Origin of the sequence: Stutzerimonas xanthomarina DSM 18231, assembly GCF_900129835.1 — a bacterium.
In the GTDB taxonomy this organism is placed as follows: Bacteria; Pseudomonadota; Gammaproteobacteria; order Pseudomonadales; family Pseudomonadaceae; genus Stutzerimonas; species Stutzerimonas xanthomarina.
Genome location: NZ_FQXA01000001.1, coordinates 117,371 through 135,418 on the forward strand (window position 1 = coordinate 117,371; position 18,048 = coordinate 135,418).

14 protein-coding genes are annotated in these 18,048 nt (G+C 61.5%); 9 read left to right on the forward strand and 5 right to left on the reverse strand.

Going from position 1 to position 18,048, the window contains the following annotated elements:
* Window positions 1–13 precede the first annotated feature (13 nt).
* Window positions 14–1,105 carry a calcium/sodium antiporter gene (locus BUE09_RS00590; protein WP_073298791.1) on the forward strand — a complete coding sequence of 364 codons (1,092 nt, stop codon included), beginning with the start codon at window positions 14–16 and terminating at the stop codon, window positions 1,103–1,105.
* A gap of 17 nt (window positions 1,106–1,122) precedes the next feature.
* Here BUE09_RS00590 and BUE09_RS00595 read toward each other — a convergent pair whose 3' ends face one another.
* The 3 genes from BUE09_RS00595 to BUE09_RS00605 all read right to left on the reverse strand — a co-directional run bounded on the left by BUE09_RS00595 (window position 1,123) and on the right by BUE09_RS00605 (window position 4,056).
* Window positions 1,123–2,064 carry an AEC family transporter gene (locus BUE09_RS00595; RefSeq protein WP_073298792.1) on the reverse strand — a complete coding sequence of 314 codons (942 nt, stop codon included), beginning with the start codon at window positions 2,062–2,064 and terminating at the stop codon, window positions 1,123–1,125.
* Between the two features lie 142 nt (window positions 2,065–2,206).
* Window positions 2,207–2,767, reverse strand: a complete 561-nt coding sequence (locus tag BUE09_RS00600) for a response regulator transcription factor (protein ID WP_073298793.1) — start codon at window positions 2,765–2,767, stop codon at window positions 2,207–2,209.
* Between the two features lie 32 nt (window positions 2,768–2,799).
* On the reverse strand, window positions 2,800–4,056 hold the full coding sequence (locus tag BUE09_RS00605; protein WP_073298794.1) for an ATP-binding protein: 1,257 nt from the start codon (window positions 4,054–4,056) through the stop codon (window positions 2,800–2,802).
* A 150-nt stretch (window positions 4,057–4,206) separates the two neighbouring features.
* On the opposite strand from BUE09_RS00605, the gene BUE09_RS00610 reads away from it, so the two are divergent.
* The 6 genes from BUE09_RS00610 to BUE09_RS00635 all read left to right on the forward strand — a co-directional run bounded on the left by BUE09_RS00610 (window position 4,207) and on the right by BUE09_RS00635 (window position 11,293).
* Entirely contained in the window at window positions 4,207–4,899 is a 693-nt protein-coding gene (locus BUE09_RS00610; protein WP_073298795.1) for an SIMPL domain-containing protein, read from the forward strand.
* 354 nt (window positions 4,900–5,253) lie between these two features.
* Window positions 5,254–7,470 (forward strand): TonB-dependent receptor domain-containing protein, encoded by a 2,217-nt coding sequence (locus BUE09_RS00615; protein ID WP_073298796.1) that lies wholly within the window; start codon window positions 5,254–5,256, stop codon window positions 7,468–7,470.
* Window positions 7,471–7,620: 150 nt separating this feature from the next.
* Window positions 7,621–8,214 carry a PepSY-associated TM helix domain-containing protein gene (locus BUE09_RS00620; protein ID WP_073298797.1) on the forward strand — a complete coding sequence of 198 codons (594 nt, stop codon included), beginning with the start codon at window positions 7,621–7,623 and terminating at the stop codon, window positions 8,212–8,214.
* Between the two features lie 9 nt (window positions 8,215–8,223).
* Window positions 8,224–8,733, forward strand: coding sequence for a DUF2271 domain-containing protein (locus BUE09_RS00625; RefSeq protein ID WP_073298798.1), 510 nt, complete (start codon window positions 8,224–8,226; stop codon window positions 8,731–8,733).
* Window positions 8,734–8,749: 16 nt separating this feature from the next.
* Window positions 8,750–9,625 (forward strand): DUF4198 domain-containing protein, encoded by an 876-nt coding sequence (locus BUE09_RS00630; protein WP_073298799.1) that lies wholly within the window; start codon window positions 8,750–8,752, stop codon window positions 9,623–9,625.
* A 105-nt stretch (window positions 9,626–9,730) separates the two neighbouring features.
* A complete protein-coding gene (locus tag BUE09_RS00635; RefSeq protein WP_083380777.1) occupies window positions 9,731–11,293 on the forward strand; it encodes a sulfite reductase subunit alpha in 1,563 nt (520 codons plus the stop codon).
* Window positions 11,294–11,479: 186 nt separating this feature from the next.
* Here BUE09_RS00635 and BUE09_RS00640 read toward each other — a convergent pair whose 3' ends face one another.
* Entirely contained in the window at window positions 11,480–12,643 is a 1,164-nt protein-coding gene (locus tag BUE09_RS00640; protein ID WP_073298800.1) for a type III PLP-dependent enzyme, read from the reverse strand.
* A 520-nt stretch (window positions 12,644–13,163) separates the two neighbouring features.
* Between BUE09_RS00640 and BUE09_RS00645 the strand changes: the two genes are divergently transcribed.
* Together BUE09_RS00645 and BUE09_RS00650 are read left to right on the forward strand one after the other, a co-directional pair.
* On the forward strand, window positions 13,164–14,747 hold the full coding sequence (locus tag BUE09_RS00645; protein ID WP_073298801.1) for a peptide chain release factor 3: 1,584 nt from the start codon (window positions 13,164–13,166) through the stop codon (window positions 14,745–14,747).
* Between the two features lie 112 nt (window positions 14,748–14,859).
* Entirely contained in the window at window positions 14,860–15,267 is a 408-nt protein-coding gene (locus BUE09_RS00650; protein WP_073298802.1) for an endonuclease domain-containing protein, read from the forward strand.
* Between the two features lie 322 nt (window positions 15,268–15,589).
* Here BUE09_RS00650 and BUE09_RS00655 read toward each other — a convergent pair whose 3' ends face one another.
* Complete coding sequence (locus BUE09_RS00655; RefSeq protein WP_073298803.1) at window positions 15,590–17,980, reverse strand: membrane-bound PQQ-dependent dehydrogenase, glucose/quinate/shikimate family; 2,391 nt, start codon at window positions 17,978–17,980, stop codon at window positions 15,590–15,592.
* Window positions 17,981–18,048: the final 68 nt, after the last annotated feature.

Here is an 18,048-nt window from a genome sequence, read left to right on the forward strand (position 1 = left end):
GGAGCCCACCATCGTGTCCGCGATGACCTTTGTTTATTTGATAGCCGGTCTGGTATTGCTCGTGGCTGGGGCTGAGGTGCTGGTCCGTGGCGCCGCGAAACTGGCCGCTCAGTTCGGCATCCCGCCGCTGATCATCGGCCTTACCGTGGTAGCTTTCGGCACCAGCGCACCGGAAACCGCAGTCAGCGTGCAGGCCGCTCTCAACGGCAGTGGTGACATCGCCATCGGCAACGTGCTCGGCAGCAACATCGCCAACGTTCTGCTGATCCTCGGCGTGACGTCGCTGGTCGCGCCGCTGATCGTCTCCCGCCAGCTGATTCGACTCGACGTCCCGATCATGATCGGCGCCAGTCTGGTCACCTACGCCCTGGCGTGGGACGGCTCGCTCAGCCGACTTGACGGCGCATTGCTGTTTTCAGCGGTGATCGGCTACACGCTGTTTCTGATCATTAGCAGCCGCCGCGCCAATGCAGAGGCAACAGCCGACGACGAGTTCGCCAAGGAGTTCGGCCTCGATGAAACACCCAAGCCCTATGCTTCTTTGATCAATGCCGGCCTGATCGTTGCCGGTTTGGTTCTGCTGGTCACCGGCTCGAACTTTCTGGTGGAAGGCGCCGTTTCCCTGGCTCGCGCACTGGGATTGTCGGAACTGGTTATCGGGCTGACGGTGATCGCCATCGGCACCTCGCTGCCGGAACTGGCCACCTCGATCCTCGCGGCCATACGCGGCGAACGTGATATCGCGGTCGGCAACATTGTCGGCAGCAATATCTTCAATCTGCTTTGCGTGCTGGGGCTGGCCTCGCTGGTATCACCCGACGCGATCGGCGTGGCTGCCAATGCGTTGGCTTTCGACTTCCCGGTCATGATCGCCGTCGCCCTGGCATGCCTTCCGATTTTCTTCAGCGGTTACGCCATCAAACGCTGGGAAGGCCTGCTTTTCCTCGCGTACTACGTCGCCTATACCGTCTATCTGGTGCTGGTCAGCACCGGCCGGCCTTTGGCTGAAGTATTCGGCGACGCCATGATCGGCTACGTGGTGCCGCTGACTATGGTGACCTTGCTGGTCATCTCCGGTCGGGCCTGGAAGACCCAGCGCACCTGATGCTCTGGGGCGGCTGGTCAGATCCAGCCGACCCAGCCCAGCAGGAACAACCCCAGATTGATCGTCAGCACCGCGCCAAGCGTGGTGATGGCGATGATGGTAGCGGCCAACTGGTGATTGGAATTGACGGCGCGTGCCATGACGAAGCTGGACGATGCCGTCGGGCAGCCGAAGTAGAGAAACAGGATGCCCAGCTCCGCACCACGAAAACCGCATAGCCAGGCACCCAGCGTTGCCAACGCCGGAAACCAGACCATCTTCATCAGGCTCGAACTCATCGCGACGCGGCTGCTCTCGCGCAATACGGAAATCGACAGCGTGCCGCCAATGCAGATCAGCGCCAGCGGCAACGTCAGCTGAGCGAAATACTGCCCAGACGTCTCCAGCCAATCAGGCAGTGCGATCTGCCAGTAAGCAAAAGGTATCGCCGCAGTCACTGCGATGACCAACGGGTTACGCAAGATGCTGCGAATGATCGCGCCCGCATCGGCCTCCCCGTCCGGGCTATAGATGGCCAGCACGACCGCGGACAGACTGTTGTATAACAGGATCACCAAACCGGCCAGCACGCCGCCGAGGGACAGCCCATAGTCTCCGTAGAGGCTGGTCGCCAACGCCAACCCCACCACTCCATTGTTGCCGCGGAAGGCGCCTTGCACATAGACGCCGCGGTCGGCGACCGGACAGCACCAAAGCGCCCAGGCCCACGCCAGCAGAAATCCTCCCACCGTAGCGGCAACGTAATAGATGAGCAGTGTTGGCTGAAGCGCGGCGCTAAGGTCAGCCTTGATGACCGAAAGGAACAGCAGCGTTGGCATCGTCGCCTTGAACACCAGCGTCGATGCAGTGTGGATGAATGTCGAATCGATCAAGCGCAGGCGCATCAAGGCGAGGCCGATAAACAGCATCACGAATACCGGAGCGGTAACGCTCAGGGTCTGCAGAACCACGGGCAGCATGGGCGAGGCTCGAGAGAGGAGTCAGCAAAGGACGATAGGGTAAAGGAAGATGCCGGATCGAGCTTTCGATAGGCTTATCGATCCGGCATAGGAAGAGTGCTGCGCTAACAGCCGAGACCATTGACGCTGACGTGCAAGACGATCAGCGCCGCACGGGGCGCTTCTGCAATTTGCGCTGCAGCGTCCGCCGGTGCATCCCCAGCGCACGGGCCGTGGCTGAGATATTGCCATCGTGCTCGGCAAGCACGCGCTGGATGTGCTCCCACTGCAGGCGATCCACCGACATCGGGTTCTCCGGCACCAGCGTATCGAGGTCGGCATGCTTGGAGAGCAGCGCGGCCAGCACATCGTCAGCATCAGCGGGTTTGCACAGGTAATTGCACGCGCCACGCTTGATGGCTTCGACGGCGGTGGCGATGCTCGAATAACCGGTCAGAATCAGCACCTTCATTTCCGGGTCCAACTCGAGCAGCTTGGGCAGCAGCACCAGGCCGGAATCACCGTCCATCTTCAAGTCCAGCACGGCGTAGTCGGGCAGTTCCTGCTTGGCCATTTCCAGGCCCTCTTCCGCCGAACCGGCAATACTGACGTGCAGACCGCGGCGGCTCATGGCGCGCGCCATGACGCGAGTAAAGGTCGGATCGTCGTCTACCAGCAGCAGATGAGGCTGTTCTTCGCCTTCGTGCTGCATTTCTTCGGTCATGTTTGCATTCCTCGCGTAATGATCGCGTCTGGTCAGGCCCGTACCGAGCCATGCGGCAGGCGCAGCTCGGTCAGGGTGCCACCCGCTTCATGATTGTAAAGCTTCACGGTGCCTCCGGCGCGCGTGACGCTGGCCTGGCTGAGAAACAGGCCGAGGCCGAATCCCTTGCCCTTGGTCGTGATGAACGGTCTGCCGATCTGTTCCGCGATGGCCAGAGGTACACCCGCGCCGTGGTCGCGGATGGTCAACTTGATCCACTGCGCGTCCCAGTCCAGCCGGATGTCCAGATTATCCGGGCTGGCATCGGTGGCGTTGTTCAGCAGATTGAGCAGCGACTGGCCAAGGTCCGCCGGCGGCATCAGGCGCGGCGGCGAGCCCTTGCCCAGGCACTGAAAACGGTAGGTGGCCTCCGGGTGCATCAGGTGCCAACGCTGCAGCACCGATTCGACCCACTCCCGCACGGTCTGCTCGACGATGGCCTGGCGGCGATCGGCCTCGGCCGCGCGGACCAACTGGCGCAGGCTGTCCTTGCACAACTGAACCTGCGATTGCAGCAATGCCAGGTCCTCGCTGAGCTCCGCTGGCTCCTTGTAGTCCTGACGCAACTCCTTGAGCAGCACACTCATGGTTGCCAGCGGCGTGCCCAGCTCATGCGCGGCACCGGCGGCCTGGGTTGCCACCGCCAGCAGCTGTTGGTCGCGCATGCTTTCTTCTCGACGCTGAGCCTGAAGCTGCTCCTGACGCCGCAGTTGTTCAGCCATTCGCGCCACGAAAAAGGTGATCAGCGCGGCCGCCAGCGCGAAACTCAGCCACATGCCATAGACCAGCAGCGTGGTGCGATCGACCGGCGGCACGATGACCGGGTCGTACCACACCAGCATCAAGGTGTACCCGGCAAGCGCGAGTCCGGACAATGCCACCGAATACAGCCACGGCAGGGTTGCCGCCGCAATGGTAAGCGGCACCAGATAATAGGAAACGAATGGGTTGGTCGAACCGCCCGAGTAATAGAGCAGGGCGCTGTGGATCAACAGATCGGTCGCCAGGTGCCCGGCGTATTCAAGTTCAGTGACCGGCCATGGTCGGCGAAGCCGCAGCGCCGTACCCAGGCAGATCAAACCCGAAACGCCAAGCGTGACCCCCAGATGAAACCATGGCAGACCGAACAGCTGGGTCGCGAAGGCGAGCCCTACCGCGCCCGCCTGAGCCGCGAGTACGAGGACGCGAATCAAGGTCAGCAGACGAAGGTTCTGGCGACTGGCGGAAAGCAGGTGAACGGATGCGTGCATGGGGTCTCCAAAGGAGCCGCGAGTATAACCAAGCCATTGTTAAGACAGCTGATCTGCGGCAACGCGACGCACGGAAAACCTGCGTCGCTCGTGCCGAAAAGCTAAAGTCTCTGCGCCGCACCGCTGGTGCTATCGAACTCAGGAGCCCTCATGTTCGTATCCGCCCCCCGCAGCATTGCACTGCTGGCCTGCATTGCCTGCCTTCCGGCAGTTGCCGACGAGCCCCGCTACAACCAGATTTCGCTGCGCGCCGAGGCCAGCAGCGAGGTCGCTCAGGACCGCATGCATGTCACGCTGTTCACCGAGTCGCAGCACGAAGACCCGGCCCAACTGGCAGCACAGACGACTAGCGCGATGAACAAAGCACTGCAAACCGCCCGGCAGGCAAAAGGCGTCGAGGTCAGCCAGGGCAGCCGTAGCAGCTATCCGGTCTATGAGGAAAAGGGCCAGCAGATCACTGCCTGGCGCGAGCGTGCCGAACTGCGCCTGGAGAGCGGCGACTTTGCCGCTCTGTCCAAACTGACCGGCGAGCTGATGCGGGACTTGAAGATGGCCAGCATGCACTTCAGCGTCTCCGATGCCATCCGCAAGCAGAACGAGGATGCCCTCCTGAAGGACGCCGTCGACGCCTTCCGCGCGCGCGCCCAATTGGCCACCGAGGCGCTAGGCGGTTCCGACTACCGCATCGTTAATCTCAACCTGGGTAGCGGTGGCGGCTATCAGCCGGTAATGCGCAACTTCGCCATGAAGCGCATGGACTCGATGCCCACCCCGGAGGTCGAGGCCGGGACCCGCCAGGTCAGCATCAGTGCCGACGGGGTCATTGAAGTGCAAATGCCCTGAATTGAGAACGCCACTTTGGTAGCGCTGCACACCCGCCAAAGAAGCGTCAGATGCACCGGCTCGGGGCGAGTCATGCGCCCCGAGCGTCACGCTCTGGCGCCGCGACTTCACGCTATCGCGCTGCGCACGGAGAAGCGACGCCCGCCTTCCCTGCTCGCTACAGCCTGAAATCGCTCCGCAGCCCGCCAGGAACAATCGCAACAAATTGACACATAACCAAAAAGCCTGGCCCGTCTGGACATCGAGGCGCTTCAACGCGGTTGTACATGTAACTCTGATGCGAATAATGTTTATCCGCGGGCGAGAATCGCTATCATGCCGGCTGCGAATAATTATTGATAGCAGGAGCCATGGATGTACGCCCCCTTCGCCCGCACCGCGCTCGCCAGCGCCGTATTAGTTTTTAGCCTCGATGTCATCGCAGCTGATCCTGTCACGCTAAGCGACACCGTTGTCAGCGCCTCGGGTTTCGAACAGAAGATTACCGAGGCACCAGCCAGCATCAGTGTGATCAGCCAAGAAGATCTGCAGCAGAATCGCTATAGCAACTTGGCGCAGGCGATTGACGGGGTCGAGGGTGTGGATATCCGGCAAAGCACTGGCAAGACAGGCGGCCTGAATATCAGCATTCGCGGCATGCCCAGCGAATACACGCTGATTCTGATCGACGGCCGCCGACAAAACCCTGCCGGCAGCGTTACCCCGAACGGCTTTGGCGATACATCCACTAGCTTCATGCCGCCGATGTCAGCCATCGAGCGAATCGAAGTGATCCGCGGCCCGATGTCCACCCTTTACGGCTCGGATGCAATGGGCGGCGTGGTCAATATCATCACCAAGAAGGTTGCGTCCGAATGGGGTGCTTCAATCAGCCTGGACCATACTTTCCAGGAAGAGAGTAGTTACGGAGACTCCAGTAACACCAGCTTTTACACCAGTGGTCCGCTGATAGACGACCTAGCCGGGCTGACCCTTCGCGGCAGTCTGTACGACCGGGACGCATCCAATCTCACGTTCGACAACAACACCGAGGTCACCAAGCGAGGCGCCTCACCGGTAGAGGGTCGCAACTACAATATCGGTGGTCGTCTGAGCCTTACGCCTCATGAAGACCATGATTTCTATCTGGACCTCGAACGTGGTCGCCAGGCTTACAACAACGACGAATGTCAGCTAGGCACGCTCGATGGCAGGGATAGAAATTGCGCCGATTCACCCGGCACGGCAAACGGCTACGCGGACGAGCTTCGCTTCGAGCGCGACCAGTTCGCATTGGGCCATAACGCGCGCCTTAATTTCGGCACGCTCGAAAGCAGCGTGACCCACAACACCACCGAAACCATCGGCCGCACCATTGCCGGAACCGTTGGTGTTCCCTACGCGCCGCCTTACGCCTCGATTGTTGGCGGTGGTGACCGTGAGCTCGAATCCACCGACCTGATATTCGATACGAAACTGGTAGCGCCGCTTGGCGACGCTCATCTGCTTTCGGTTGGCGGTCAGTATTGGGACGCTGAGTTGACTGACGGCATCGCCGGTGAAGACTTCCAGCAGACCTCCTGGGCGCTGTTCGTAGAGGATGAGTGGCGTCTGCGCGACGATTTGGCTCTGACCTTGGGCGCCCGTTACGAAGATCACGAGGCGTTCGGCGGCCATGTCAGCCCGCGTGCTTATCTGGTCTGGAACACCACCGATAGCTGGACCATGAAAGGCGGCGTTAGCAAGGGTTACCGAACGCCAAGCCTCAACCAGCTGCACGACGGCATCAATGGCGTCACCGGTCAGGGCACCATCCTGACCATCGGCAGCCCGAATCTTGAGCCAGAGGAAACAACCAACACTGAGCTGGGCGTCTACTTCGATAACCTCGTCGGCTTCAACGCCAACGCGACGCTCTTCCATAACGACTTCAAGGACAAGATCGATACCGGCACGCCAGTTCCGAACTGCTTTTCTGCGGCCAATCCGAACCAGGCGGGCTGCGTCGCCTATGGCAGCGGTTTTACCCAAGACAGCTTTGCCCAGGAGCTCAACATCGGCGAAGCCGAAACCCAGGGCCTGGAGCTGGCGGCCAGCTGGGAATTCGCGCCGCGCTGGACGCTGAGCGGTAACTACACCTACAGCGATAGCGAACAGAAAAGCGGTGCTAACAAGGGTGCTCCCCTGACCAATACTCCCGAACATATGGCCCACGCGCGGCTGAACTGGAACGCCAGCGACCGCCTGACATTGTGGCTTAAGGGCGAATACCGCGGAGAACGAACCCGATTCACCGACACATTCGCAAACCTCGCCGCAGACGACCAGGCGCTGCAGAAACAGGTTGGCGACCTCGAGGCTTATAAAGTGTTTCACCTCGGCGGCTCATTCCGCGCCTCGGAGAACCTGACCCTCAACGCGACTATCTATAACCTGTTCAACAAGGACTTCCTCGAAGGCGATTACTACACCGACAGCGCTGGCGACACCCAATGGGCATCCAGCTACGCTCACATTTCTCGAGGCGCGGCCGGCGCAGGCACCATCGAAGAAGGCCGCCGTCTCTGGCTTTCGGCGAACATCACGTTCTGATCATCTCGCATACGGCAAAAGACGTACGCGTCTTTTGCCGTGACGATCCCAGCGCCAAACGCGAATGTATGTCTTCTGTAAATTCCTACCATCCGCGCGCGCCCCGCCTTTAGAATCCTGCCATCTATTCCCTCGCTTTCAAGGACCACCATGCACCTCTGGCTCGGCACCCTGCGCCAATGGCACTGGATCAGCTCTGCGCTGTGTCTGGTTGGCATGCTGCTGTTCGCGGTTACCGGGATCACGCTCAACCACGCGGCGCAAATCGAAGCCCGACCAGACATTGTCGAGCGCCAGGCGCGGCTGCCGGCTTCGCTGCAGAAAACGCTGCTAGCCAAACAACCGAGCGAAGGTCTGCCCGCCGAGTTGGAGGGCTGGCTCGAAAGCGAGCTGAAGCTTGAGCTGGCCGGTCGCGAAGCCGAGTGGAGCGACGGCGAGCTTTACGTCGCCCTGCCCCGCCCCGGTGGCGACGCCTGGCTGAGTCTGGATCTGAACAGCGGCGAGCTGCTGTTCGAGGCCACTGACCGCGGCTGGTTCGCGTACCTCAACGACCTGCACAAAGGCCGCAATACGGGCGGCGCGTGGAGCTGGTTCATCGATATTTTCGCCGGGGTCTGCGTGCTGTTCAGCATCACTGGCCTGCTGCTTTTGCAGCGTCACGCCAGTGGTCGCCCAACGACGTGGCCCCTGGTCGGCGCTGGGCTGGTGATCCCGTTGCTGCTCGCGCTGCTGTTCATTCATTAAGGACGTTCAATGCGTAAACCCTTGTTGTTATCCCTTGCCTTGCTCACGGCGCCCGTGATGGCCGCGGAGCTGGTGGTCGACGTGGAAATCCCTCGCCTGCAGGTCGCTGAATACCACCGCCCCTATGTGGCGCTGTGGCTGGAAGAGCCCGACAAGCGCCACGTCGCCAACCTCGCCGTCTGGTACGACCTCAAGCTGAAGGACAACGAAGGCGAGAAGTGGCTCAAGGACATGCGTGAATGGTGGCGTCGCAGCGGCCGTAGCCTGCAAATGCCGGTAGATGGGGTGAGCGGTGCGACGCGCGCGGTCGGCACCCATCAATTGACCTTCGACGACACCAAGGCGCCCCTCAAGGATCTGCCCGCAGGCGATTATCGCCTGGTGGTCGAAGCCGCTCGTGAAGTGGGCGGGCGCGAGTTGCTGCGCCTGCCGTTCACCTGGCCGCCGCAAAACGCCGAAAAACAACAGGCTCAGGGCGAAAGCGAACTGGGCTCGGTCACCGTCCAACTGAATCCATGATCCAAGGAAGCCCAGCATGAAACCTGTCATCAAATGGACCGCCGTGGCTCTGGCCATCTGTCTGCCGCTGTCCGCCCAGGCACACCGCGCCTGGATGCTACCTTCCGCGACCGTCCTCTCCGGTGAAGATCCGTGGATTACGGTGGATGCCGCGGTGTCCAACGACCTCTTTTATTTCGAGCATTTCCCGCTGCGCCTGCAGGGCATCGGCGAAGTGGATCAGGCCCCCGCTGGCGGCCCACCGGGCATGCGCCCACGTCCTGCCGCACAGTTGCAGGTGATCGCTCCGGATGGCACCAAGGCCCAGCCCGAGAACGGCAGCATCGGCCGGTATCGCAGCACATTCGATGTGCACCTGACCCAGAAAGGGACCTACAAGCTGGCAGTCGCCAATAGCGGCCTGTTCGCCAGCTGGAAAGAAAATGGCGAAACGCGCCGGTGGATGGGCAATGCACAGACCTTCGCCACGGACGTTCCTGACAAGGCCGAGGCGCTGAAGGTCACCCAGAACAGCAGCCGCATGGAAGTGTTTGCGACGTCGGGCGCTCCGACCAAGACAGTGCTTGAGCCCACCGGCGAGGGTCTTGAGCTGGCTCCGGTCACCCATCCCAACGACCTTTATGCCGGCGAAGCCGCGGAGTTCGTCTTCCTGCTTGACGGCAAGCCGGCCGCAGACGTGGAGATCAGCGTGATTCCCGGCGGCAATCGTTACCGCGACGAACTGGGCGAGATCAAGGCCACCACCGATGAGAACGGCAAGGTCAGCATCACCTGGCCGACGCCTGGGATGTATTGGCTGGAAGCCGAGCTAACCAGTGACGAAGGCGTCAGCAAGCCGGCCAGCCAGCGCCGCGACAGTTACAGCGCCACGCTCGAGGTGCTTGCGCTGTAAGTCTGCAAGCGGAGCCAGGGCGAGCTGACCAGAAATGAATCGGCTGGCCCTGTGGTCCGTGCGCTTCCTTGCCCTGCCGCCAACATCTCTGGAAAGGGTCCTGTATTGCCTTCCCCTTCAGTCCGCTTCGTGTCGTTCGGCCAAGCCGTCGTGGCCGCCTGCCTGCTGCTGGGCGCGGCACTGCTCGAGTGGCAGCCGCCGCGAGAACTGACCGCAGCGCTGGTGACGGTCGCCTATCTCACGCTGTGCCTGGTGAGTTGGCGACACCATCGCCACTCGAAGGCGATACAGAGCCTGGCGCCAGACGCGCTGCTGATCGCCTATGCCAGTCAAGGTGGCCAGGCCCGGGAATTGGCCGAACGCAGCGCCGCGCAGCTGCATGAAGCAGGACTGACGTGCAATGTATTGCCCCTGAATCGCCTGGACACCCTGCAAGGCATCCGCCGCGCGCTGTTCATTGTCAGCACCTACGGTGAGGGCGAAGCGCCGGACAACGCGGCGCGATTCGAGCGACGTTTGTCGAGCCAGGCCATGGACCTGTCTCACCTGGAATTTGCCGTACTGGCGCTGGGCGACGCCCGGTATTCGCACTTCTGCGGCTTTGGCCAACGCCTTGATGCCCGTTTACGCGAGCGACAGGCGGCACCGCTGTTCGACCTGCTCTGCGCCGACCGCGGCGACTCCGGAATACTCCGCCATTGGCAGCATCAGCTGGGCCACCTCAGTGGCCGTAGCGATTATTCAGATTGGCAATCGGCACCGTACCAACCCTGGCGTCTCGATACCCGCGCCCGCCTCAACCCTGGCAGCTCAGGCGCGCCGGTCTTTCATCTCACGCTTGGCGGACCGGCCACCGCGTTCTGGCAGGCCGGTGACATCGCCGAAATTGGACCGCAGCATCCGCTTCGGGAAATCGAAGCGCTGCTGCTCCGGCTTGGTCACGATCCACACCAGCCAATCCCCGGCGGACAGACGTTGGCCTTGGCTCTGTCGAAACGCCGGCTGAGCTCAGATGAAACAACGCTGGCGGACCACGACGTCGACGCCCTGCTGTCCTTACCGCTGCTGCCACACCGCGAGTATTCCATCGCCTCGGTACCCGCTGACGGCACGCTGGAACTGCTGGTGCGCGAGGCTCGCCATGCCGATGGCCGACTCGGCCTGGGTTCTGGCTGGTTGTGTCAGCACGCCGTGCTCGGCGGCGAGCTAGCCCTGCGCATTCGCAGCAACCCCAACTTCCACGGGCCGGCGCACAGCACGCCGATGATCCTGATCGGCAATGGCACGGGTCTGGCTGGGTTGCGCGCTCACCTACGCGAGCGCGCCGCGGTGCCTGGCTCGCGGAATTGGTTGTTGTTCGGCGAGCGCAACCAGTCCATCGACTACTTCTTTCAGCAGGAAATCGAGCACTGGCTCCGCACCGGCCATCTGCAACGACTGGACCTGGCGTTCTCCCGTGACCAGCTTGAGAAGCGTTATGTGCAGCACGCGCTGCGTGACGCCGCCGACGAGCTGCGGTGCTGGATCGACGCGGGCGCCGCGCTGTACGTATGCGGCAGCCTTGAGGGCATGGGCCGCGACGTGCAGCAGATTTTAGTCGGGCTGCTCGGCGAGGCCCAGCTCAATACCTTGAGCGAGCAAGGGCGCTATCGCCGCGACCTGTACTGACTCCGGCGCACGAGGCGACTACAGCCGAGGCCAGGCCAGGCCAGGCCGGGCCAGTTTGCAGCTAACCTGCAGGCAAATCGGCAAAGGAGCCGTTGATCTTGCGCTCAGAGGGTCATGGGCGCGGAATGTACGAAACCGTAAACAAAAACGCCGCGGAGTCCGCGGCGTTCTGCATGGCTGGGGCGCTTAGATGTAGTAGGCCTTCAGCGGCGGGAAGCCGTTGAACTCCACGGCGCTGTAACTGGTGGTGTAGGCGCCGGTAGATAGCCAGTACATGCGGTCGCCGATGGCCAGGTTCAGTGGCAGTCCGTACTTGTAGTTTTCGTACATGATGTCGGCGCTGTCGCAAGTCGGGCCGGCGATGACCACTTCTTCCATCTCGCCCTTCTTCTCGGTCCAGATCGGGAACTTGATGGCTTCACCCATGGTTTCGATCAGGCCGGAGAACATGCCGACGTCGGTGTAGACCCAGCGCTCAACGGCAGTACGCGACTTGCGCGCCACCAGCACCACTTCGCTGACCAGAATGCCCGAGTTGGCGATCAGCGAACGGCCTGGTTCGAGGATGATTTCCGGCAGGTCGTCACCGAAGTCTTCCTTGAGGAAGCGGATGATTTCCTCGGCATAGGTTTCCAGGCTGTTGGTGCGGGTGATGTAGTTGGCCGGGAAACCGCCACCCATGTTGATCATCTTCAGCTCGATACCGTCTTCTTCCTTCAGACGTTCGAAGATCACCTTGACCTTGGCGATCGCGGCGTCCCACACGGAGATGTCGCGCTGCTGCGAACCGACGTGAAAGGAGATGCCGTAGGGCTCCAGCTTCAGCTGACGCGCCAGGATCAGCAGATCCATCGCCATGTCGGTCTGGCAGCCAAATTTGCGCGACAGCGGCCAGTCGGCAGTGGTCGAGCCTTCGGTCAGGATGCGGACGTAGACTTTCGAACCCGGCGCGGCCTTGGCGATATTGCGCAGATCCGCTTCCGAGTCGGTGGCGAACATGCGCACACCCTTGTCGTAGAAGTAGCGGATGTCCTTGGCTTTCTTGATGGTGTTGCCGTAGCTGATGCGCTCCGGGCCGACACCGCGGGACATGACTTTGTCCAGCTCGTAGATCGACGCGATGTCGAAGCTCGAACCCTTGTTCTTGAGCAGATCAATGATTTCAACGGCCGGGTTCGCCTTGACTGCGTAGTAAACCTTGGCGAATTCAAACCCGGCGCGCAGATCGTCGTACGCCTTATCGATGGTTTGGGTATCGATAACCACGAACGGGGTTTCGTGCTGGTCAGCGAAATCCTTCATCTTCTGGAAGGTGGGACGGGAATAGTAGTCTTCAATCTTGATCGACATGCATGGCTCCAAATCGGGAAACGTAAAGTCGGATTAGGGGTGAGCAAGAACGCCTGATCAGTTTCCCCACTTTGGTTCGCCTACTTCCCAAGGCATGTCGCCGAGCATCACGGCCAGGTCCGCGGCAACTGCCGCAGCGGTCTGGTGAAAATCGTGATCTCTCGTCGTCAGTACTTGAGCCGGATGGATCGTTGCCAGCATGGACGTTCGGGCGCGAACTTTAGAACCACTGCTGATTGAGATCAACGAAAAATCCGCGCTCACTCCTTTTTTTGACCCTTCGGCAAACCTACCGTACTCAAACCGACCGATGTGACGCGGGGATGTTCCTTAAACCAGGCGGACGGGCGCCAGTCGCCGCCCCGATAGCCGCACGATCACCGCCCGCGTCTGCAGCTCGCGTCCGCATCCAATACGTGACCAGCAACACTACGGATCCGTCCGGCTATTGCCATCGCTCACACGGCATTGCGCTATAATCGCCGGCTTTTTCCGACACGCTTTCTATACCGGGACCGCCATGACCTCTCAGGCCGCCGAAGTCGCGAAGCGCCGCACCTTCGCCATCATTTCCCACCCCGACGCGGGCAAGACCACCATCACCGAAAAGCTCCTGCTGATGGGGAAGGCCATTGCCGTGGCCGGTACCGTGAAGTCGCGTAAATCCGACCGTCACGCGACCTCCGACTGGATGGAAATGGAAAAGCAGCGCGGCATCTCCATCACCACCTCGGTGATGCAGTTCCCCTACCGCGAGCACATGATCAACCTGCTCGACACCCCCGGCCACGAAGACTTCTCGGAAGACACCTATCGCACCCTGACGGCGGTGGACTCGGCGCTGATGGTTCTCGACGGCGGTAAGGGCGTCGAGCCACGCACCATCGCGCTGATGGACGTCTGCCGGCTGCGCGACACCCCCATTGTCAGCTTCATCAACAAGCTCGACCGTGACATCCGTGACCCCATCGAGCTGCTCGACGAGATTGAAGCGGTCCTCAAGATCAAGGCCGCGCCCATCACCTGGCCGATCGGCTGCTACCGTGACTTCAAGGGCGTGTATCACCTCAAGGACGACTACATCATCGTCTACACGCCGGGCCACGGACACGAGCGCACCGACGTCAAAATCATCGAGAAGCTCGATTCCGACGAAGCGCGCAAGCACATCGGCGACGAGTACGACCGCTTCGTCGAACAGCTGGAGCTGGTCCAGGGTGCTTGCCACGAGTTCGACCAGGACGAGTTCATCAAAGGCCAGCTGACCCCGGTATTCTTCGGTACCGCATTGGGCAACTTTGGCGTGGATCACGTGCTCGATGCCGTGGTCGACTGGGCACCACGCCCGCTGCCACGCGCCGCTAACGAGCGGGTGGTCGAGCCGGTCGAGGACAAATTCACCGGTTTCGTGTTCAAGATCCAGGCGAACATGGACCCCAAGCACCGCGACCGCATCGCCTTCATGCGGATCTGCTCAGGCAAATACGAAAAGGGCATGAAGCTGCGCCACGCACGCATCGGCAAGGACATCCGCATCGCCGACGCCCTCACCTTCTTCTCCAGCGAGCGTGAGCAGTTGGAGGAAGCCTGGGCCGGCGACATCATCGGTTTGCATAACCACGGCACCATCCAGATTGGGGACACCTTCACTGAAGGCGAAAACCTCGGCTTTACCGGCATCCCGCACTTCGCCCCAGAACTGTTCCGCCGCGTCCGCCTGAAGGACCCGTTGAAGTCCAAGCAACTGCGCCAGGGCCTTCAGGAACTGGCCGAGGAAGGCGCCACCCAGGTGTTCTTCCCCGAGCGCAACAACGACATCATCCTCGGCGCGGTCGGCGTGCTGCAGTTCGACGTCGTCGCCAGCCGCCTGAAAGAGGAATACAAGGTCGAGTGCGCCTACGAGGCGATCAACGTCTGGTCGGCCCGCTGGATCGAATGCGATAACGAGAAGAAGCTCAAGGAATTCAGCGACAAGGCCTACGAGAACCTGGCGGTCGATGGTGGCGGACACCTGACCTATCTGGCGCCAACCCGGGTGAATCTGAGCCTGATGGAAGAGCGCTGGCCGGACGTGAAATTCAGGGCGACGCGCGAGCATCACTGACATAGGGGTGCGCCTGCTGCAGGCGTAGTTGATTTTGCGCCGCATGCCACTGCGCTCATCTGAAAGCACTCTCGTAAGGAAGCGAGAGACCGCCTTTTCACAAGGACCGTGAATGCCCACTGAACGCGCCTCACCCGAACAGCGCCAGTTCGCCAGACACCTTCGATTCCAACTTACCGATTGCGAACGCCTGCTGTGGCGCAAGCTGTGCAATCGCGGTTTAGCCGGATTCAAATTTCGTCGGCAACATCCGTGGCCGCCTTACGTTCTGGACTTCTACTGCGCAGCGTTGCAGCTTGTCATCGAGCTCGATGGCGGGCAGCACTACGACGTAGCTGGCTTGGCGAAAGACCATTTGCGCACGGCCTATCTGCAGCGTCAGGGGCTGGAAGTTCTTCGCTTCAGCAACCTGGATGTAATGCGGAATCTCGAAGGTGTCCTGGCGGAAATCTTGCGCAGGATTGAGGCCCGCCCCCCTCACCCCAACCCTCTCCCCAACGGGGAGAGGGAGCTGGACTGAAGTTATCGAATCATCGGTGATCGGCCAGATACCATAAGGTCATCACGCAGCACATGTACTGGCAAACTCTCACCAGGATGTATCGCTTCACGTAGCCCCAGGACCCGTTCAAGTCTTCGCAGGGGATATATGCAGCAACACCGCAGTTGGCGTCACAGTGCGCAGGGGAATCGCACGAATTGAATCGCTGCGCATCGCCTTATACCGATGCCGAAACCCCAACTCGGTCCAGTCCCCTCACCCCTCCGGGGAGAGGGTTAGGGTGAGGGGCGGGCGCTATGTCGAGCGCCGATTCAACGGCCCATACCAACGGCCGCTTCACCTACTCCTCCAACGTCCAGGCCACCACCGAATCCCCAATCTTCGTCCCGAACGATCCATGCCCACCGGCCATCTGCACCACGTACTGCTTGCCGGTCTGCTCGGACACGTAGGTCATCGGCGTCGCCTGGCCACCCGCAGGAAGGCGGGCTTTCCACAGTTCTTCACCCGTTCGCAGGTCATAGGCGCGCAGGTAGTAGTCCAGCGTACCGCTCATAAAGGCCACTCCACCGGCCGTCACGATCGGCCCGCCCAGCGCTGGCGTACCCACCGGGAACGGGATACCCAAGGGTGCACTGTCGCGGCTGGTGCCGTTCTTGTGCATCCAGACTTTCTTCATGGTGCGCAGATCGACTGCCGTCACGTAGCCCCATGGCGGGGTCTGGCATGGCAGGCCGAGCACGGACATGAACGGTTCCAGTCTCACCATCCAGGGCGCGCCAAGGTTCGGTTGCAACCCGGTTTCGCCGCCACCGGTACGCTCCTCCGGATCGACGTCGTTGCGGTTGACCATGGTCGAGATGAACGCCAGGTAATTTGGCGCACCGAATAACAGCTGGCGGCTCGGATCCACCGCCACCGATGGCCAGTTGAAGGTGCCGACGTTGCCCGGATAGATCAGCGAGCCCTGCTCGGACGGCGGTGTGAAGTCACCGTCGTAGCGCAGTTTGCGAAACTGGATGCGGCACATCATCTGATCCAGAGGCGTGCCGCCCCACATGTCCTTCTCGTACAGCGGCGCGTCGGGCGCGTAGCTGAGCGCCGAAATTGGCTGGGTAGGCGCCGCGTAATCACCTTCCACGGTGCCCTGGGGCACCGGAATTTCCTCGACAGGGACAATCGGCTCACCCGTACGGCGATCCAGTACGAAAAGATCACCCCGCTTGGTCGGCTGGATGATAGCCGGCACCGTGCCCTGCGGCCCGTCAATGTCCACCAGCGTCGGCTGCGAGGGCAGGTCACGGTCCCACAGGTCGTGATGGACGGTCTGGAACTCCCACCGCACCTTACCGGTGTCCAGCTCCAGCGCCACGAGCGTATCCGTGAAGCGCTCCGATTCAGGCGTACGTGGCACGGCCCACTGGTCGGGGGTCTGATTACCCGTCGGGATGTACACCAGCCCAAGCGATTCATCCGCTGTGGCGATGGTCCATGAGTTCGGCGTGCTGCGCACATAGGTCTCACCCGGTGCGAGCGGCTCGGTGGCGTCCGGATTGCCCGGGTCGAAATTCCAGATCAGTCGACCATTGCGAACGTCATAGGCGCGGATCACGCCACCGGGCGAATCCACCGCGCCGTTATCCGTAATGGACCCACCAACGATGACCAGTTTCTCGGTCACCACGGGCGGCGACGTCGGCAGATAGACGCCCAGCGCGCCTTCGCCCAGGCCCGCCTTGAGATCAACCACGCCGGCGTCGCCGAAGTCTTCACAGGGCTTGCCATCCTGCACATCCAGCGCGATGAGCGTGCCGTCATTGGTCGGCAGAAAAAGGCGCTGCTCGCAGCGCGCCGCCGGCTGATCGGCGCTTGCGACCGGGACGGCGTAGCGGGTTGCGTCATGGAAAGCCAAGCCGCGGCAAGTCATGTGCTGGTAGTACTCGGCATCGCGGTTGATGCTCGGGTCGAAGCGCCAGCGCTCCTCGCCAGTGTCGGCATCCAGCGCAATGGCGATGCTGTGCGGGGTGCAGATGAACAGGCTATCGCCGATCTTCAACGGCGTAACCTGATTGGTGATTTCGCCGGGATCGCCTTCGCCCGGCAAATCGCCGGTGTGATATTCCCAGGCCTTTTGCAGGCTCCCGACATTTTCCGGCGTGATGAGGTCAGCCGTGGAATAGCGGTCGCCTCTGCCGGAGCCCCCGTAAGCCGTCCACTCGGTGGCCTGTCGGCCGGCCTGCCCTTCCGGGTTCAGGCCTTGCATCTGCGCATCACTGAACTCACCCGTGATCGAGTGATAGTCCTGCGTTAACGAGTAGCCCGCCATCAGCGCACCGGCCAGCAGGCCGAGCCCGAGCAAACCACTGGCGCCGTCGCGCCAGACCAGCCGGTCGCTCACGTAGCGATTGACGAAAGGCAAAATCAGCCACAGGCCCAGGACGCACCAAAGATCGATGCGTGGCGCCATCTGCCACCAATCGAACCGCACCTCGTACAGCGTCCACGCCAGCGTCGCCAGCAGCAGCACCGCGTACAACCAGATCGCCGCGCGACGCCGAGCAAACAGCAGACCGGCGACAACAAGCAGTCCCACACCGGCGACCAGGTAGTACCAGGACCCGCCTAATATTGCGAGATAGCCGCCACCAATAGCCATCAGCGCGCCCAGCACCAGGACCACCACGGCAGTCAGGGTGACTCTCAAGGGTCGCGGCCCGTAGTCGATGCTCATGCAACAGTCTCCAGCGATTCGTACTTAGAACAGAAAAGCAAAAGCCAGCGAAACCTTGTGTCACAAAG